The organism is Polaromonas sp. P1_F1 (assembly GCF_056405795.1).
Map to the genome: position 1 here is coordinate 1,157,691 of NZ_JBFUBJ010000001.1, position 17,092 is coordinate 1,174,782.

Annotated in this window: 16 protein-coding genes; 12 read left to right on the forward strand and 4 right to left on the reverse strand. The window is 63.3% G+C overall.

The features are described 5' to 3' along the window. Positions 1 to 95 precede the first annotated feature (95 nt). From AC1DZE_RS05555 to AC1DZE_RS05585, 7 genes are all read left to right on the forward strand, one after another. Entirely contained in the window at positions 96 to 539 is a 444-nt protein-coding gene (locus tag AC1DZE_RS05555) for a universal stress protein (protein WP_477668807.1), read from the forward strand. A 42-nt stretch (positions 540 to 581) separates the two neighbouring features. Then, the gene (locus AC1DZE_RS05560) at positions 582 to 1,004 is read left to right on the forward strand and encodes a universal stress protein (RefSeq protein WP_477668808.1); all 423 of its coding nucleotides are present in this window, start codon (positions 582 to 584) and stop codon (positions 1,002 to 1,004) included. 27 nt (positions 1,005 to 1,031) lie between these two features. Further along, positions 1,032 to 2,513 carry an arginine-ornithine antiporter gene (arcD, locus tag AC1DZE_RS05565; RefSeq protein ID WP_477668809.1) on the forward strand — a complete coding sequence of 494 codons (1,482 nt, stop codon included), beginning with the start codon at positions 1,032 to 1,034 and terminating at the stop codon, positions 2,511 to 2,513. Then, the gene (locus tag AC1DZE_RS05570; protein ID WP_477668810.1) at positions 2,513 to 3,721 is read left to right on the forward strand and encodes an arginine deiminase; all 1,209 of its coding nucleotides are present in this window, start codon (positions 2,513 to 2,515) and stop codon (positions 3,719 to 3,721) included. The genes arcD and AC1DZE_RS05570 overlap by 1 nt, the downstream gene beginning before the upstream one ends. Before the next feature lie 41 nt (positions 3,722 to 3,762). Continuing rightward, positions 3,763 to 4,761, forward strand: a complete 999-nt coding sequence (gene argF / locus AC1DZE_RS05575) for an ornithine carbamoyltransferase (RefSeq protein ID WP_477668811.1) — start codon at positions 3,763 to 3,765, stop codon at positions 4,759 to 4,761. Then, positions 4,758 to 5,684, forward strand: a complete 927-nt coding sequence (arcC, locus tag AC1DZE_RS05580) for a carbamate kinase (RefSeq protein WP_477668812.1) — start codon at positions 4,758 to 4,760, stop codon at positions 5,682 to 5,684. The genes argF and arcC overlap by 4 nt, the downstream gene beginning before the upstream one ends. Positions 5,685 to 5,847: 163 nt before the next feature. Beyond that, entirely contained in the window at positions 5,848 to 6,309 is a 462-nt protein-coding gene (locus AC1DZE_RS05585) for a universal stress protein (RefSeq protein ID WP_477668813.1), read from the forward strand. A gap of 109 nt (positions 6,310 to 6,418) precedes the next feature. Here AC1DZE_RS05585 and AC1DZE_RS05590 read toward each other — a convergent pair whose 3' ends face one another. Further along, entirely contained in the window at positions 6,419 to 7,378 is a 960-nt protein-coding gene (locus AC1DZE_RS05590) for a LysR family transcriptional regulator (RefSeq protein ID WP_477668814.1), read from the reverse strand. Positions 7,379 to 7,453: 75 nt separating this feature from the next. Between AC1DZE_RS05590 and AC1DZE_RS05595 the strand changes: the two genes are divergently transcribed. The 3 genes from AC1DZE_RS05595 (at position 7,454) to AC1DZE_RS05605 (ending at position 9,449) form a co-directional block, all read left to right on the forward strand. Continuing rightward, positions 7,454 to 8,092: a DsbA family protein gene (locus AC1DZE_RS05595; RefSeq protein ID WP_477668815.1), complete on the forward strand. Its 639-nt coding sequence runs from the start codon at positions 7,454 to 7,456 to the stop codon at positions 8,090 to 8,092. Positions 8,093 to 8,155: 63 nt separating this feature from the next. After that, the gene (locus AC1DZE_RS05600) at positions 8,156 to 9,055 is read left to right on the forward strand and encodes an MBL fold metallo-hydrolase (RefSeq protein ID WP_477668816.1); all 900 of its coding nucleotides are present in this window, start codon (positions 8,156 to 8,158) and stop codon (positions 9,053 to 9,055) included. 4 nt (positions 9,056 to 9,059) lie between these two features. Then, positions 9,060 to 9,449 (forward strand): nuclear transport factor 2 family protein, encoded by a 390-nt coding sequence (locus AC1DZE_RS05605; RefSeq protein WP_477668817.1) that lies wholly within the window; start codon positions 9,060 to 9,062, stop codon positions 9,447 to 9,449. 76 nt (positions 9,450 to 9,525) lie between these two features. On the opposite strand, the gene ssb is transcribed toward AC1DZE_RS05605, so the two are convergent. Together ssb and AC1DZE_RS05615 are read right to left on the reverse strand one after the other, a co-directional pair. Next, positions 9,526 to 10,017 (reverse strand): single-stranded DNA-binding protein, encoded by a 492-nt coding sequence (gene ssb, locus AC1DZE_RS05610; RefSeq protein ID WP_477668818.1) that lies wholly within the window; start codon positions 10,015 to 10,017, stop codon positions 9,526 to 9,528. Between the two features lie 21 nt (positions 10,018 to 10,038). Then, the gene (locus AC1DZE_RS05615) at positions 10,039 to 11,274 is read right to left on the reverse strand and encodes an MFS transporter (RefSeq protein WP_477674496.1); all 1,236 of its coding nucleotides are present in this window, start codon (positions 11,272 to 11,274) and stop codon (positions 10,039 to 10,041) included. 212 nt (positions 11,275 to 11,486) lie between these two features. Between AC1DZE_RS05615 and uvrA the strand changes: the two genes are divergently transcribed. Together uvrA and AC1DZE_RS05625 are read left to right on the forward strand one after the other, a co-directional pair. After that, a complete protein-coding gene (uvrA, locus tag AC1DZE_RS05620) occupies positions 11,487 to 14,525 on the forward strand; it encodes an excinuclease ABC subunit UvrA (RefSeq protein WP_477668820.1) in 3,039 nt (1,012 codons plus the stop codon). Between the two features lie 65 nt (positions 14,526 to 14,590). Continuing rightward, complete coding sequence (locus AC1DZE_RS05625; protein ID WP_477668821.1) at positions 14,591 to 15,520, forward strand: DMT family transporter; 930 nt, start codon at positions 14,591 to 14,593, stop codon at positions 15,518 to 15,520. On the opposite strand, the gene AC1DZE_RS05630 is transcribed toward AC1DZE_RS05625, so the two are convergent. Continuing rightward, complete coding sequence (locus AC1DZE_RS05630) at positions 15,510 to 16,952, reverse strand: MFS transporter (RefSeq protein ID WP_477699858.1); 1,443 nt, start codon at positions 16,950 to 16,952, stop codon at positions 15,510 to 15,512. The genes AC1DZE_RS05625 and AC1DZE_RS05630 overlap by 11 nt on opposite strands. Positions 16,953 to 17,092 lie beyond the last annotated feature (140 nt).

Sequence of the window (17,092 nt, forward strand, 5' to 3'; positions counted from 1 at the left end):
CTTAGCCAGCGCAGAGTGCCGCGCCCTTGATATGGATCAATCCAGGGTCGCAGCGGCGCTCCTAGACTGCGGCACATCAACACAGGAGAACCACCATGTACAAGCGCATTCTTGTTGCCACCGACGGCTCCACGCTTTCCAAAAAAGCGGTCAGGGACGCCATCGAACTTGCCGCGTCCCTGGGCGCCGGCCTTGTGGCGCTCAACGTCGTGCCGCGTTATCCCATGAGCTACTTCGAAGGCGGCGCCACCATCTCGCCACAGGAAGTCGGCCGCATCGAAAAGGAATGGGCCGACAAGGGTCAGGCCGTCGCCGACGCGGTGCAGAAGTCTGCGGAGGCCGCAGGTGTCAAGGCCAAGGCCGTGATCGCCAAATCCGACCTCGTCGCCACCGCCATCCTGGCCGCGGCCAGAAAGAACAAGTGCGACCTCATCGTCATGGCATCACACGGCCGTAAAGGTCTCTCGCGCATCCTGCTCGGAAGCGAGACCCAGCAGGTACTCACGCACAGCACCATTCCCGTGCTCGTCCTGCGTTGAATCGGCGCCGAATCCCCGCTGAAAAAGCACTTGGAGAACACCATGAAAGTCCTTCTGGCCGTTGACGGCAGCAAGTTCACAAAAAAGGCCCTCGCCTTTCTGGTCACTCACGAAACCCTGATGGGGCCCGAGGCAGAGTTGATTGTGCTCAATGTACAGATCGCTGTTCCTCCTCGCGTCAAGTCCATGGTGGGCGCCGCCACGGTACATGCCTACCACCGCGATGAAGCCCAGAAAGTGCTGGAGCCCATAGAACGCTTTCTCAAACGCCACGGCATTACTTTCCGGGCCTCCTGGGTCACCGGTACGCCGGCCACACAAATCGCGCAGGCGGTGAAGCGTGAAAAGGTGCACATGCTGGTCATGGGCACGCACGGCCACGGGTTGCTGGGCCGCGCCCTGCTCGGCAGCGTCGCCCAACGCGTGGTGGCAGACGTCGACGTGCCGGTGCTGCTGGTCAAGTAACCACTCATCTTTTACGGAAGGCATGCCATGAACACACTGTCAAATACCCGCTCCCCCGTGTCGCCGCCGCGGGCCATTCCCACCACACGGCAGGCGCAAGGCGGTTTGGGCCTGGGGCTGCTGGTCGCGCTGGTGACGGGCTCCATCATCGGCAGCGGCATTTTCGGTCTGCCGCAAAACATGGCGGCTGGCGCTGGCGCTGGCGCCATCCTGATAGGCTGGCTGGTCACGGGCGCGGGCATGCTGGTGCTGGCGCGTGTCTACCAGATGCTGGCCCTGCGAAAGCCAGAGCTGGACAACGGTGTCTACGCCTATGCGCGCGCGCTGTCGGGTGACTACATCGGCTTTAACTCGGCCTGGGGTTACTGGATCAGCGCGTGGATCGGCAATGTCGGTTACCTGGTGGCCGCCTTCGGCGCGCTCGGATATTTCTTTCCGGCTTTTGGCGAGGGCAACACGCCCGCAGCCGTGGCCGGAGCATCGATAGTCCTGTGGGTCGTGCATGCGCTGGTGCTGCGCGGCATCAACACCGCCGCCTGGGTCAACGCAATTGTCACAGTCGCCAAGGTCATTCCCTTGCTGCTGTTCATCGTGCTGGCTGCCGCCGCTTTCCAGGCACCCACCTTCAGCCTGGACTTCTGGGGCGGCGCCAAACTCGGCTCGGTGCTCGACCAGGTCAAGAGCACCATGCTGGTGACGGTGTGGGTGTTCATCGGGATTGAAGGCGCCAGCGTCTATTCGGCGCGCGCGCGGCAGCGCAAGGACGTCGGCAAGGCCACGGTGATTGGTTTTCTGATCTGCCTGGCACTGTTGATGGCCGTCTCGTTGCTGTCCCTGGGCATCTTCACGCAGCCCGAACTTGCCGGATTGAAGAATCCCTCCATGGCCAGCGTGCTTGAGAAAGCCGTGGGCACCTGGGGCGCTGTGCTGATTTATGTCGGCCTCATCGTTTCCGTCGGCGGTGGCTTCCTGGCCTGGACATTGCTCGCCGCGGAGTCGCTCTTCACACCGGCCAACAGCGGCGTGATGCCCGAATGGCTAGGCCGCCAAAGCGGCAAGGGCGTTCCGGCCAATGCCTTGTGGCTGAGCAGTGCCATGGTTCAGATCTTCCTTATTGTCACGCTGGTTTCCAAGGCTTCCTACCTGGCCCTGATCTCGCTGTCGACCGCGATGATTTTGCTGCCCTACCTCTTCAGCGCGCTTTACGGCCTGAAGGTGCTGCTGCGCGGTGAGGGCCCAACGAGGGAAGCCAACGCCGGCGGGTCCCTGGACCTGCCGGTGGCCGCGCTCGCGTCGGTGTACTGCCTGTGGCTGCTGTATGCCGCCGGCGCCAAATACCTGTTACTGAGCGCCCTGCTCTATGCCCCCGGCGCGGCCCTGTACTTCATCGCCAAACGGCAGAGCAACAAACAGCCCTTTACCGCTGGCGAGAAAGCCATGCTCGCAGCCGTGCTCGCGCTCGCAGTGGTGGCCGGCTGGATGCTCGCCACCGGTCAGTTGAGTCTGTGATGGCCGGCGTTCATTCAGAAACGGGCCGGCTGCGCAAGGTGCTGGTCTGCAGGCCGGGCCTGGCGCACATGCGGTTGACACCCGCGAACTGCCGGGACATGCTGTTTGACGACGTGATGTGGGTCGCCCAGGCCAAAAACGATCACTTTGCGTTCACCAGCGCCATGACAGAGCAAGGCGTGCAAGTGCTGGAACTGCATGACCTGTTGGCGGTCACGCTCGGCAACCCCTTGGCGCGCGATCGGCTGCTGGACCGCGAACTTGCCGGCACTGACTTTGAAGCTGCGGGGGTGCTGCGGCCCTGGCTGCAGGAACTACCACCGGCTCGCCTGGCCGAGTTCCTGATCGGCGGGCTGACGCCGGCGGACCTGCCTTTCAAGCTGCCCGGCCTCACGGCCGCCTGCGCCAGCCCATCGGACCTGCTGCTCCCCGCCCTTCCCAACACCCTTTTCACTCGCGACAGCAGTTGCTGGATTGGCGACGGTGTGGCGCTGGGATCCATGTACTGGCCCGCTCGCCGTCAGGAAAGCCTGCTCATGGCGGCGATCTTCCGCTTCCACCCTGCGTACGCCGGCAAGGTGACTGAATGGTGGGGCGACCCGGAGCAGCCGCATCCGCAGGCCACGCTGGAGGGAGGCGATGTGATGACCTTGGGCCAGGGCCTGGTGCTGATCGGCATGGGCGAGCGGACCTCGCCGCAGGCCGTGACCCAGCTCGCGCGCAACCTGTTTGCCCGCGGCGCCGCAACCCGCGTGCTGGCTGCCCAGTTGCCCAAATCACGCGGCGCGATGCACCTGGACACGGTGCTGACCTTTTGCGACCGGGATCTGGTGACTGTGTTCCCGGATATTGTGCAGGCCGTACGTGTGTTCAGCCTCAGACCCGGCGATGAACCAGGCTCACTCGACGTCAGGGCGGAAGCCGAACCATTTCTCGACGTCCTCGCACAAGCCCTGGGCCTGCCGAAGTTGCGGGTCGTCGCCACCGGCGGCAACGCCTACGAGGCGGAACGCGAACAGTGGGACGACGGCAATAACGTGCTGGCGCTGTCGCCCGGTGTGGTCATGGCCTACAACCGCAACACCCACACCAACACCTTGCTGCGCAAGGCCGGCGTCGAAGTCATCACCATCCCCAGCGGTGAGCTGGGGCGTGGCCGCGGCGGCAGCCACTGCATGTCCTGCCCGATTGAGCGCGACGCCGCCTGATCCTTTCCCGCCATTGAGGCATCCACGAAAGACGGCCATTCATGAGCTTCAATCTTCACAACCGCAGCCTGCTGGACCTCAAGGATTTCTCCCCGCGGGACATCCGTTTCCTGCTGGACCTGGCCGCCGAGCTCAAGCGCTCCAAATATGCAGGAAACGAGCTCGCCCGCCTCAAGGGCAAAAACATCGCGCTGATTTTCGAGAAAGCCTCCACCCGCACGCGCTGCGCCTTCGAAGTCGCAGTGCACGACCAGGGTGGCCATGTGACCTACATCGACCCGGTCAGTTCGCAGCTGGGGCACAAGGAGTCTCTCAAGGACACTGCCCGGGTGTTGGGCAGGCTATATGACGGCATCGAGTACCGCGGCTTTCACCAGACGGTGGTGGAAGAAATCGCGCGCTTCTCGCACGTCCCGGTCTGGAACGGGCTCACGGATGAGTCGCACCCGACCCAGGTGCTGGCAGACCTGCTGACGATGCAGGAGTTCGGCGAAAAGCCGCTGCACGAACTGTCCTTTTGCTACCTGGGCGACGCCCGCTTCAACATGGGCTGTTCGCTGCTGGTGGGCGGCACGCAGATGGGCATGGACGTGCGCATCGCCGCTCCCGCGGCACTGATGCCACCGCCCGAACTGGTGAGCGAAATGCGAGAACTGGCCAGGACAACAGGCGCGCGCATCACCCTCAGCAACGATCCAACCGAAGCGGTCAAGGGCGCGGACTTTCTCTACACCGACGTCTGGGTGTCCATGGGTGAGCCCGACGACACCTGGAAACTGCGCATCGAGCAACTACTGCCCTTCCAGGTCAACAGCGCCCTGATGAAGGCCACCGGCAAGCCGAGGACCCGCTTCATGCATTGCCTGCCGGCCTTTCACAACCTGGATACTGAAGTGGGACGTCAGATCCACGAGCGCTACGGCCTCAGCGAAATCGAGGTGACCGATGAGGTCTTTGAGTCCGATGCGTCCGTTGTGTTTACGCAGGCGGAAAACCGCATGCACACCATCAAGGCCGTACTCGTGGCCACCCTCGCATGAAGCTGGTCGTGGCGCTGGGCGGCAATGCCTTGCTGCGCCGGGGCCAGTCACTCAGCGCGCAGCACCTGCTGGAAAACATCCAGGGCGTGGCGGCCCAATTGGCCCGCGTCGCACTGCAGCATGAATTGGTGGTGACGCATGGCAACGGGCCGCAAATAGGCCTGCTGGCCCTGCAGAACTCGGCCTACGCGGCAGTGGCGCCCTATCCACTCGATATCCTGGGCGCGCAAACCGAAGGCATGATCGGCTACCTGCTGGAGCAGGAACTCGCCAACCATCTTCCACCCGGGCGCCCCGTGGTCACCCTGCTCACGCGCGTGGAAGTCGATCCAGCCGACCCGGCTTTCGGGAAACCCACCAAACCTATAGGGCCTGTCTATACGGAAGAAGAAGCAGGACGGCTTGCGCAAGCCATGCACTGGCATGTTGCGCCGGACGGGGCAGGCTTCAGGCGCGTCGTGGCTTCGCCTCTCCCAACATGTGTGCTGGGCATGGACCCGATCCGCTGGCTGCTGCAGCATGAGGCGGTGGTGATCGCCGCGGGTGGTGGCGGCATCCCGGTGGTGCGCGCTGCCGGCGGGCGTTCTCTTCAAGGCATCGACGCCGTGATCGACAAGGACCTGACAGGCGCCCTGCTCGCGCACGAACTGGGGGCCGACTGCCTGGTGATTGCCACTGACGTGGATGCGGTCTATCTTGACTGGGGAACGCCGTCGCAGCGCGCCGTTGGCAAGGTGAGGCCGCAGGAACTGCTAGACCATAGCTTCCCTGCAGGCTCCATGGGCCCCAAAGTGCAGGCCGCCACCGGTTTTGTGTCCAAGTCCGGCAAGAAGGCGCTCATAGGCTCACTGACCCAAATCGAGGAGATGCTGGCGGGCCGGGCCGGTACCGAGGTCAGCCCCCACGGAGACACCGCGGACTAAGACCCGGTTATTACAGCCAATGCGTGGAGCGCAGCAAATCGATTGGCCTGCGCCTGGAAGCCCCACCGTCCGTCGCGAATCCATCCACATTGACCCGCATCAACATGCGGCTCCCAAAAATCGCCACCATGGATGACGTTTCAACTCACATGAGGCATTCACCATGTTCAAGCGAATCCTGATTCCTGTGGATGGCAGCGACACTTCCAACAAGGCCCTTGTCGCCGGCCTGGCGATGGCGCGCGAGACCAGTGCCAGCGTACGGCTGCTGCACGCCTTCAATGAGGCAGCTTATCTGGGCGGAGTCGACCCCTATGGCACCTGGTCGGCTGATCTGGTTGGCATGATGCGCGAGAGCGGCGCCAAGGTCCTGACGGATGCCACGGCCATCGCCGAATCGGCCGGGGTCACGGCAAGCCAGGTGCTTTGTGATGAACCGGGCAAGCGCCTGGGAGAGTCGGTGGCAGAGGCGGCCAGGCTCTGGGGCGCCGATCTCATCGTGGTCGGCTCCCACGGCCGACGCGGCCTGGGGCGGGTGCTGCTGGGCAGTGGCGCCGAGCAGATCCTGAGGCTGGCGCCGGTGCCTGTTCTGGTCGTCCGCGATTCACCGTCAGCGCAGGCTTAAACGAAAAATAGCTGCAAGGCATGAAAAACGTGCGCGAATAGCTATCAAAACAATAGCACTCCTCGGAGCGGAATATCGTCGCCATGTCGACCACGCGCCAGGCCGGGCGTCAGCTTTCATTTGACGCGCTGGCGGCCTGCCGTTGTTGTTCTCTGTCTGCCAGCAAGTCGACAAAGGCACGGACCTTCGCGGGACGAAAGCGCGCGGCCGGAAACACGGCATGGATGCCGCCAGAAGGCAGGCGCCATTGCGGCAGGACCTGTATGAGACGGCCGGCCGCAAGATCACCCGCTACCGCATAGTCCGGCAGCACCGAAAGCCCCGCGCCGTGGAACACGGCTTCGCGCACGGCAAGCGTGGCGTCGAGAAAAATCGAGGCCTGCACGCTAACGGCCTGGCGCTCACCCTCGTTGAGCGAGAAATTCCATGTCAGGTGGTCGCGAAGAGCGGTGTTGGCGATGAAGGGAAGGCCGGCGATCTCTTGCGGGGCGGTCAGCCGCGCCAATTGCGGCTTCATGGCCGGCGACGCCACGAGCAGTTGCCGGAAAGAACCAATTTTTCGCGCCTGCAGGCTGGTTTCAGCAAGCCAGCCGACACGTATCGCCAGTTCGATGTTGCCCGACATGAGGTCCAGCGTCTGGTCGGTGAGGACGGCATCGACCTTGCACGCGGAGTAGCGCCGGGTAAAGGCGGCGATGGCAGGCACCACCACGCCGACACCATAGTCGAAAGGCGCGGTGAGCCGCAGCATGCCGGACGGCTCCGCCGAGGTTTCGGCCAGGTCGTCGAAGGCGTCCCCGGCCTCGCGCAGAATCAGTGCGCAACGCAGGTAGAAGGCTTGCCCCAGTTCGGTGGGCTGCACCTTGCGTGTGGTGCGGACGAGCAGCGATGTCCGGAATTCACGCTCCAGCCGCGCAACCTGCTGGCTGACCACGGCCTTGGTGATCCCCAGGCGATCCGCAGCCGCGGTGAAGGAGCCGGTTTCCACCACCGCCGCAAAGTAGGCCAGGCGCCTCAGGTTTCCCAGTCCGCCGAGGCCGCCCTCGTCTTGATTGTTTGCTTTAAACATACATTGTGTTTATCAGAGATGTATTTAACAGTCAATGGATAGTGCCTACGATCACAGCCAGTGAGCAAAAAACCCATGACCAAAACCCTCCATTACCTGTTCGACCCGCTGTGCGGCTGGTGCTACGGCGCCATGCCGGCGCTCTCCGCATTGGCTGAAACTCCCGCTGTCCGCATCGAACTGCTGCCGACCGGGCTGTTCGCGGGCGAGGGCGCACGGCCCATGAACAGTGACTTCGCCGCCTATGCCTGGTCCAACGACCAGCGCATCGAGCGCCTGACGGGGCAAGGCTTCAGCGAGCAGTATCGCGAGCGGGTTCTCGGTGACCACCAACGGCTGTTTGACAGCGGCCCCGCCACGCTGGCGCTCACGGCCGTGTCATTGACGGCACCGGCTCGGGAACTGGAAGCCCTCAAGGCGATCCAGACTGCACGCTATGTGGATGGCCAGGACACGACCTCGCTGGAAACGCTGGCCGCCCTTCTGCAAGGGCTGGGGCTTGAGCAGGCCGCCGCAATGGTGGACAAGCCTGATGAAGATCTTCTCTCGGCCAACCGGGCCCGCATGGATCGCGCCCAGGCCTTGATGCGGGAGTTCGGCGCACACGGCGTGCCTACGCTGGTAGCCGAATCCGGCGCGCAGCGCTGGGTCTTGAATAACGCCGATTTTTATTCCAACCCGAGCGCGCTGGCAGGCGAGCTCGAGGCTGCTTGAGCCCGGCACCGCCTCCACCCCCACAACCCATTTCAGTTAACTGTTCAAGAAGAAGGAAAAACCATGACAACACGAAGAGAAGCAATCAAAACTGTAGCCGGCGCGGCTGTCGCGACGGCCATCTTAGGAGTGAAAAGCGCTATGGCTGCAAATACCAACCTGACCTGGAAACACTTTCCCGCCGGCGAACACGGATTCTTCCGTGCCCCGGTGCTGATCTCCGGCGAACGCGAGGCTGTCCTCATCGACGGGGGCTTTACGCTTCCCGACGGCAAGGCATTGGCCGAGGCCATCAAGGCCACCGGCAAAAAGCTCACGACCATCTACATCAGCCAGAGCGATCCCGACTACTACTTCAGCCTGGCGCCCATCAAGGCGGCGTTTCCCGACGCCAAGGTGATTGCGGCACCGGCCACGATCACGGCCATCAAGGGCAACGTGGAAAAGAAACTGGCAACCTGGGGCCCCCAGCTCAAGGAGAACGGCCCACAGGCGCTGGCGGACATCGTGATGCCCGAAGCCTTCGACGGCCGGTCGCTCACGCTGGAAGGCCAGACCCTCGAAATCGCCGATGCCGATGGCTTGGCCAACCGCCGCTACATCTGGGTGCCTTCGCTGAACGCCATCTTCGGCGGCGTGCTGCTGTTCTCCGGTGTTCACGTGTGGACCGCCGACACGCAGGGCGCCGAGGGCCGTGCCACATGGGTGAAGGCGCTTGACGCCATGGCCGCGCGCAAACCCGCGGTGGTGGTCCCCGGCCACATGGCGGTCACGGCGGCGGTGGACGCAAGCGCGATCAAATACACGCGCGACTACCTCGTGGCTTTCGAGGAAGAGCTGGCCAAGGCCGCGGACAGCGCCGCCCTCATCGCGGCGATGACCAAGCGTTATCCGAACGCCGGCATGGGCGTGGCCCTGCAGATCGGCGCCAAAGTCGCCAAGGGCGAGATGAAGTGGGGTTGAGGCCATGATGTCGAATATCGACATCGTCCGTGCCCACTACGCGGCGTCGGCCCAGGGAAACATCCAGGAGATGATGGCCCATGTCTCGCCCCAGGTACGCTGGACCGAGATGGCAGGCTTCCCCTGCGCGGGCACCTGGGTCGGGCCTCAAGCGGTTGTCGACAACGTCTTTGCCGTGCTGGGCAGGGACTGGATCGGCTATCGCTTCGAACTGCAAAGCCTCATCGACGGTGGTGACCACATCCTCGGGGTGGGGACCTACCACGGCACTTACCGCGCCACGGGAAAGGACATGCAGGCCCGTGTGGCCCATGTCTGGCACCTGCGGGACGGGAAGGTCGTGGCCTTTGAGCAGTTCACGGACACGCTGCTAGTCCGTCAGGCGATGAGCTGATCATCCGGACGCCTGCAAACGAAAAGCCCACTCTCCTCTCGAAGAGTGGGCCTCCATCGACAAAGACTGTTCGTATTTAGAACGGGATATCGTCGTCCATGTCGTCAAAGCCGCTGGCGGCCTTGGCTGCCGGGGCGGGCCGCGGTGCGGCGGCCTGTGGACGTGCCGCAGGTGCGGACTGGCGCGGCGCTTCATAACCGCCGCCGTCATCACCGCCGGGGCCGCCCATGCCCTGACGGCTGCCCAGCATCTGCATCTGGTCGGCACGGATTTCGGTGGTGTACTTTTCCTGGCCGTCCTTGTCGGTCCACTTGCGCGTGCGCAGGCTGCCTTCGACATAGACCTGCGAGCCTTTGCGCAGGTACTGGCCAACGATTTCAGCCAGACGGCCGTTGAACACCACGCGGTGCCATTCGGTGGCCTCCTTCATTTCACCCGTCTGCTTGTCCTTCCACTTGTCAGTGGTGGCAATGGTGACGTTGGCGACCTGGTCACCGCTGGGGAAGCTGCGCATTTCGGGGTCCCGGCCCAGATTGCCGACGACGATAACTTTATTGACGGATGCCATGGGGTGTTCTCCTGATCTAACTTAGAGTTTAACTGGCTGGCCCGGTGCGGCGCCGTGGCCGCCTGTAACAGCGGCGGGCCCGTGCCGGCCAGGCGCTGTCATGGGCCAGGCGACCAATAGCCATAGCAGCATCAGGCCGCCGCACACCGCAAAAAGCCCCTCAGCCCCCTGCGTTTTTGTGATCCAGCCGCCGACGGCCCCGCCGGCAAAAAACCCCAGCGACTGCAAGGTGTTGTAAACCCCGAGCGCAGCGCCGCGGGCATGGGCTGGCGCCACCCGGGAGGCCAGGCTGGGCTGGGTGGCTTCGAGGACGTTGAAACCGCAAAAAAACAGGAACAGCAGCACGGCCAGAATGCCCAGACTGGCCGGCGCCGAGGTAAACGATGCCACCCAAAGCAAGCCCAGCTGAACCAGCAGGACCAGGCCGACAGCCCCCAGGAACACGGCACGCAGATAGCCCCGTTTTTCCAGCGGAAACAGCGTAGCTCCCATCACCCCAAAAGAGGCCAGCACCGCCGGCAGGTAGACCTGCCAATGCGCGGCCTTGTCGAGCCCGGCATTCACCAGCAAAGCCGGGATCGCCACCCACATGGCCAGCTGCACGGCATGCAGCACGAACACGCCGAAATTCAGCCGCAGCAGCGCGGTGTCCTTCAGCACCTCCGCCACGCTGCCGCGCGGCCGGTTGACGTGCTCTACCGGTTCGGGTGGCACCCACCAGACGACCACGGCAATGCCGCCCAGTGCCAGCGCGCCAGTCAGGGCAAACAGCCCGTGCAGGCCGATAGCGCCGGCGAGCAGGGGTGCGGCCAGCAGCGAAAGCGCAAACATCAGGGCAATGCTGCCGCCCACCAGCGCCATGGCCTTGGTACGCACTTCGTCGCGGGTGGAATCGGCCAGCAGCGCCGTAACGGCAGCCGAAATGGCCCCCGCCCCCTGCAACGACCGGCCGGCGATCAGCCAGTTCAGGTCGGGCGCCCAGGCGGCGATCAGGCTGCCAAGCGCAAAAATGACCAGGCCGGAAACAATGACACGCTTGCGCCCCCACCAGTCCGAAGCGATCCCAAAGGGAATTTGCAGGATGCCCTGCGTCAGGCCATAAATACCCATGGCCAGGCCAATCCGGGCCGGGTCATCGCCCCCCGGGTATTTGGCCGCCTCCAGCGCAAACACCGGCAGCACCAAAAAGAGGCCGAGCATGCGAAGCGCAAAGATCGACGCCAGCGAAACGCTGGCGCGCCGCTCGGTAGCGGTCATGGGAAACGACATGGGGGCTGTAGGCGCAGTCAAGGGGATTAAAAGGGCAAAAGCGGCCAAAAAATAGCTAGAAAAGCTCCAAAACAGGGCAATAACCCGGGATTGACCGACTGGGAGCGGCAAGCCCACGGCAGCCCGTGGCTTGCCCAGCCGGCTATTGTGCTTGAAACGGTGCTTCGGTCTATGATGGAGAGTTTTGCGGCTGCCACATCTTGAACTCTCCTGACGACAGCAAATACCTTGCCAAAGTGCTCGCGGCCCAGCGGATCAGCATCCGCGGCGCGCGCACGCACAACCTTAAAAATATCGATCTCGATATTCCGCGCAACCAGCTGGTGGTGATTACCGGCTTGAGCGGTTCGGGCAAGTCGTCTCTCGCCTTTGACACGCTGTACGCCGAAGGCCAGCGCCGCTACGTTGAGAGCCTCTCCACCTATGCGCGGCAGTTCCTGCAGCTCATGGACAAGCCCGACGTGGACATGATCGAAGGCCTGTCGCCTGCGATCTCCATCGAACAGAAGGCCACCTCGCACAACCCGCGCTCCACCGTGGGTACGGTCACTGAAATCCACGATTACCTGCGCCTGCTGTTTGCGCGGGCCGGCACGCCATATTGCCCAAACCACGACCTGCCGCTGCAGGCCCAAAGCGTCAGCGAAATGGTCGACACGGTGCTGGCCCTGCCCGAAGACACCAAGCTGATGATCCTGGCGCCGGTGGCGCGCGACCGCAAGGGCGAATTCGTGGACGTGTTTGCCGAGATGCAGTCGCAAGGCTATGTGCGCTTTCGCGTCGACGGCACGGCCTATGAGTTTGACGACCTGCCCAAGCTCAAAAAAACCGAGAAGCACAACATCGATGTGGTGATTGACCGCATCAAGGTTCGCGCGGACCTGCAGCAACGCCTGGCCGAAAGCTTTGAGGCCGCGCTTCGCCTGGCCGACGGCAAAGCGATTGCCATGGAAATGGACACCGCCAAAGAGCACCTCTTCAGCGCGAAGTTTTCCTGCCCGGTGTGCGACTACTCGCTAAGCGAAATGGAGCCACGGCTCTTCTCTTTCAACTCACCCGTCGGCGCCTGCCCCACCTGTGACGGCCTGGGCCATATGGAATTTTTCGACCCGGCGCGCGTGGTGGCCTTTCCGTCGCTGAGCCTGGCCAGCGGCGCCGTCAAGGGCTGGGACCGGCGCAATGGCTACTACTTCTCGATGCTTGAGAGCCTGGCAAAGCACTACAAATTCGACATCGACGCTGCCTTTGAGAACCTGCCCGACAACGTGCGGCAGGTTGTTCTGTACGGCTCGGGCGAGGAAGAAATCAAGTTCAGCTACGTGATGGATTCGGGCAACTTTGCCGGCAAGAAGATCGCAAAGAAGCATCCTTTCGAAGGCGTCATCACCAACTTCGAGCGGCGCTACCGCGAAACCGACTCTGCCGCCGTGCGCGAAGAACTGTCCCGCTATCGCAGTGTGCAGCCCTGCCCTGACTGCGAAGGGACGCGCCTGCGCACCGAGGCACGCCACGTGTACCTGGTGAGCGCGCCTGAAGACGGCGTTGACGCATCGGTGACCGATGGCACCAAGCCTGGGCGCAAGGCGATCTATGAAATCAGCCACTCAACGTTACGCGAGAGTTTCGGGTATTTCAACACGCTGAAAATGCAGGGCGCCAAGGCCGAAATTGCAGCCAAGGTAGTGCGCGAGATCGGCCTGCGCCTGAAGTTCCTCAACGACGTGGGCCTCAACTACCTCAGCCTGGATCGCAGCGCGGAGACACTGTCGGGTGGCGAGTCCCAGCGCATCCGCCTGGCCTCGCAGATCGGTTCGGGCCTGACCGGCGTGATGTACGTGCTCGACGAACCCAGCATCGGCCTGCACCAGCGCGACAACGACCGCCTGATCGGCACGCTCAAGCATTTGCGCGACATCGGCAACAGCGTGCTGGTGGTCGAGCACGACGAAGACATGATCCGCGCGGCCGACCATGTGATCGACATGGGACCGGGTGCCGGCATCCACGGCGGGCGCGTGATGGCGCAAGGCACATTTGACGAAGTCAAGAACAACCCCGACTCGCTCACGGGCCAGTACCTGGCGCAAACACTGAAGATCGCCGTACCCAAACGCCGCACGCCCTGGCTGCCGACGGTCAAGGCGGTGGAAGCGGCGGAGAAAAAGAAAGCCTCGCGCTTTCCGCAAAGCCCGGCGGCCGAGCGCCGCGCCGCGCGCGAAGCGATCCACCAGGCCACGCTGGGCGACATGCAGGCCTTGCGCGTCGTCAACGCCACCGGCCATAACCTCAAAGGCGTGAGCGTCGAATTCCCGGTGGGCCTGTTGACCTGCGTAACCGGTGTCTCCGGCTCTGGGAAGTCCACACTGGTCAACGACACGTTGTATGCGGCCGTGGCGCGCACGCTGTACCGCGCCCATGAAGAGCCTGCGCCGCACGAAGCGATAGAAGGCATCGAGCATTTCGACAAGGTCATCAACGTTGACCAGTCGCCCATCGGCCGCACGCCGCGCAGCAACCCGGCCACCTACACCGGCCTCTTCACACCGATCCGCGAGCTGATGGCCGAAATGAATACCGCGCGCGAGCGCGGCTACGGCGCCGGGCGATTCAGCTTCAACGTGGCCGGCGGCCGCTGCGAAGCCTGCCAGGGCGACGGCGTGGTCAAGGTCGAAATGCACTTCCTGCCCGACGTGTACGTGCCCTGCGATGTCTGCAAGGGCATGCGCTACAACCGCGAAACACTGGAAGTGCAATACAAGGGCAAGAACATCGCGCAGATCCTGGACCTGACCGTCGAGGTGGCCGCCGAGTTCTTCAAGGCGGTGCCGACGATTGCGCGCAAGCTGCACACCCTGCTCGACGTGGGCCTTTCCTACATCAAGCTGGGCCAGGCCGCGACCACGCTCTCGGGCGGCGAGGCACAGCGCGTCAAGCTTGCGCTGGAATTGAGCAAACGCGACACCGGCCGCACGCTGTACATCCTCGATGAACCGACGACCGGCCTGCACTTTGCCGACATCGATTTGCTGCTCAAGGTATTGCACCAGCTGCGCGACGCGGGCAACACGATTGTGGTGATCGAGCACAACCTGGATGTCATCAAGACGGCCGACTGGCTGATCGACATGGGCCCCGAGGGTGGCGCCGGCGGTGGCACGGTGGTGGGCGTGGGTACGCCGGAAGACATCGCTGCCAATTCGGCCAGCCATACCGGGCGGTACCTGGCGCGCCTGCTCTGAGTTTCCCTGCCACGTCCAGGTGCCTGCCGCGCCCGGACGCGGCCTTCTTTTCACGGAATCCCGGTTTGAACAGCTCCACCTTCTTCACCCAGCGCAAGGTCGTTTTTCTGCTGGCCTCCTTGTGCTGCCTGCTCTGGGGCAGCGCCTATCCGGCCATCAAGAACGGCTATGCGCTGTTTCATATTGCGGCCGACGACATTCCCTCCAAGCTGGTGTTTGCGGGCTGGCGCTTTATTTTTGCCGGCCTGGTGCTGCTGGTGTTTGCGGTCATCAGCAAGAAGCCGGTGTTCCAGCTGGACCGCCGCACCTTCGGCCAGGTGACGCTGGTGGGCCTCACGCAGACGAGCCTGCAGTATGTGTTCTTCTACATCGGCCTGGCGTACGCCACCGGCGTGAAGAGCTCGATCATGAATGCAACGGGCACCTTCTTCAGCGTGCTGCTGGCGCATTACATCTACAAGAATGACCGGCTCAGCTTCAACAAGGTGCTGGGCTGCATGGTGGGCTTTGCCGGCGTGATGGTGGTGAACTTCAGCGAAGGCCTATTGACCTTCGACTTCACGCTGCTGGGCGAAGGCTTTGTGGTGATCGCCGCTTTTGTGCTGTCGGCCGCCAGTATTTACGGCAAGAAGGTGTCGCAGCGCGTGGATTCGGTGGTACTGACAGGCTGGCAATTGGCCATAGGCGGCCTGGCGCTGCTGCTGATCGGTGTTGCTACCGGCGGAACATTGAGGGGTTTCACGCTTCAGTCCACCCTGTTGATGGTTTACCTCGTGGTGCTGTCGTCCGCGGCGTTCTCGCTGTGGACGATTTTGCTGAAGTACAACCGCGTGAGCATGATCACGGTGTTCAATTTCATGGTGCCGATTTTTGGGACACTGCTGTCGGCGGTGTTTCTGGATGAGCGCTTCCTGGAGTGGAAAAACGGCCTGGCCTTGTTGCTGGTTTGTTATGGGATCTGGCTGGTGACGAAAGAAGAGAAAGTTAGCGGCTGAGCCTGGGTTTTGCGCGCATGCGGCCCCCGGCAGCGATGGCGATTGCGATGACAACCAGCACCGCCGCAACCGCGAACGTGACCTGCATGCCGGTGGCAACAGCCCCGGCACCCGCGGTCGTGATGTCCGCCGCTGAGGCAAACGCGAACACGGCCCCCATCGCGGAGGCCCCGGTCATGAGCCCCAGATTGCGCGACAGGTTGAGCATGCCGGAAATGACACCCCGCTGGTCCGAAGGAATATCCGTCATGACAGCGGTGTTGTTGGCGGCCTGGAACAGCTGATATCCCGGGGTCAGGATGAAGATGGCGGCCACGTAGCCCGCAACACCGAACATCGCTGGAAGCGCGGCCAGCGCCGCCGCGCCGGTGGCCACGGCGATGAGCCCGGCGACGGCCATGAACGGCGCACCCAGGCGGTCCACCATGCGGCCGGCCGGGACGCCGCTCAATGCTGAAATGACGGGGCCGACCGACATGACGATACCGACCAGCGCGGCGTTGAGCCCGAGACCACGGGACAGATAAAACGGCCCGACCACAAGCGTCGCCATCATCACGGTCGCAACGAGCGTGTTCATGGCGAGGCTTGCGCTCAAGCCTGGAGCGCGGAACGTCGCGAGCCGGACCAGAGGGGATTTCGCTCTCGATTCGACGAGCACGAAAAAGCTGGCGCCGATAACGGCCGTCAGCAGCAGCGCCATGTTGATCGGACCGAAATGGCCGCGCCCCGTTGTCATGGCCAAGGCGTAGGCCGCGAGTGTCAAGGCCAGCAGCAGTGTGCCCAGGCGATCAAAGCGGGGACGATCTGCCTTCCGCTCCTTGCGATCAACGGGCAAGTAGCGATGCACCAGGAAAAAAGTCAGGATTCCCAGCGGTACGTTGACGAAGAACAGGGCCTGCCAGCCCGATACAGCAATCAGGACACCGCCCAGCGATGGCCCCAGCGCGGTGCCGACCGCAGACATGGTGCCGAGCAGCCCCATGGCACTGCCGGTTCTGGCCTTCGGAACCGCCTCGCCGACAAACGCCATGGTGAGCGCCATCATCACGGCCGCCCCCAGGCCTTGCACAGCCCGGGCGGCAACCAGCAGCCAGAGCGTCGGCGCGATGCCGCACAGGACCGAGGCCACCGAGAACAGGAAGATGCCAGCCAGCAGCAACCGCCGGCGCCCCATCAGGTCCCCCAGCCGTCCGGCACTGACGATCAGGGCGGTGATGGACAGCAGGTAAGCCAGGACCACCCACTGCACTTCCTGAAAAGAGGCGTTGAACGCCTGGGCCAGCGCCGGCAAACCCACGTTGGCGATGCTGGTGCCGAGCGAGGACAGCAGCATGGACAGTGAAAGGCTGGCCAGCACCCATCGGACCGGCGGCGCCGGTTCCGCGTTGGCGTTTGTTGATGGAACAGTGGGTGCAATGGGAGTGGTCAAGATAGTCCAGTGGGCAAAGTGGGCAAGCGGGTAAACAGGTAGAGGGGGTCGTGGTTCCCCGAAATGGAGCTCTCTGGGAGCGTAGTTCTTTACCTGGCATGGCGGAAGACGCACCATTTGCACTTTATGAGTGCGTTTAA

Excerpts from the sequence above, each read along its gene's own strand:
- AC1DZE_RS05555 (WP_477668807.1), top strand. The coding sequence starts at position 96 with ATGTACAAGCGCATTCTTGTTGCCACCGACGGCTCCACGCTTTCCAAA.
- AC1DZE_RS05560 (WP_477668808.1), top strand. The coding sequence starts at position 582 with ATGAAAGTCCTTCTGGCCGTTGACGGCAGCAAGTTCACAAAAAAGGCC.
- arcD (WP_477668809.1), top strand. The coding sequence starts at position 1,032 with ATGAACACACTGTCAAATACCCGCTCCCCCGTGTCGCCGCCGCGGGCC.
- AC1DZE_RS05570 (WP_477668810.1), top strand. The coding sequence starts at position 2,513 with ATGGCCGGCGTTCATTCAGAAACGGGCCGGCTGCGCAAGGTGCTGGTC.
- argF (WP_477668811.1), top strand. The coding sequence starts at position 3,763 with ATGAGCTTCAATCTTCACAACCGCAGCCTGCTGGACCTCAAGGATTTC.
- arcC (WP_477668812.1), top strand. The coding sequence starts at position 4,758 with ATGAAGCTGGTCGTGGCGCTGGGCGGCAATGCCTTGCTGCGCCGGGGC.
- AC1DZE_RS05585 (WP_477668813.1), top strand. The coding sequence starts at position 5,848 with ATGTTCAAGCGAATCCTGATTCCTGTGGATGGCAGCGACACTTCCAAC.
- AC1DZE_RS05590 (WP_477668814.1), bottom strand. The coding sequence starts at position 7,378 with ATGTTTAAAGCAAACAATCAAGACGAGGGCGGCCTCGGCGGACTGGGA.
- AC1DZE_RS05595 (WP_477668815.1), top strand. The coding sequence starts at position 7,454 with ATGACCAAAACCCTCCATTACCTGTTCGACCCGCTGTGCGGCTGGTGC.
- AC1DZE_RS05600 (WP_477668816.1), top strand. The coding sequence starts at position 8,156 with ATGACAACACGAAGAGAAGCAATCAAAACTGTAGCCGGCGCGGCTGTC.
- AC1DZE_RS05605 (WP_477668817.1), top strand. The coding sequence starts at position 9,060 with ATGATGTCGAATATCGACATCGTCCGTGCCCACTACGCGGCGTCGGCC.
- ssb (WP_477668818.1), bottom strand. The coding sequence starts at position 10,017 with ATGGCATCCGTCAATAAAGTTATCGTCGTCGGCAATCTGGGCCGGGAC.
- AC1DZE_RS05615 (WP_477674496.1), bottom strand. The coding sequence starts at position 11,274 with ATGACCGCTACCGAGCGGCGCGCCAGCGTTTCGCTGGCGTCGATCTTT.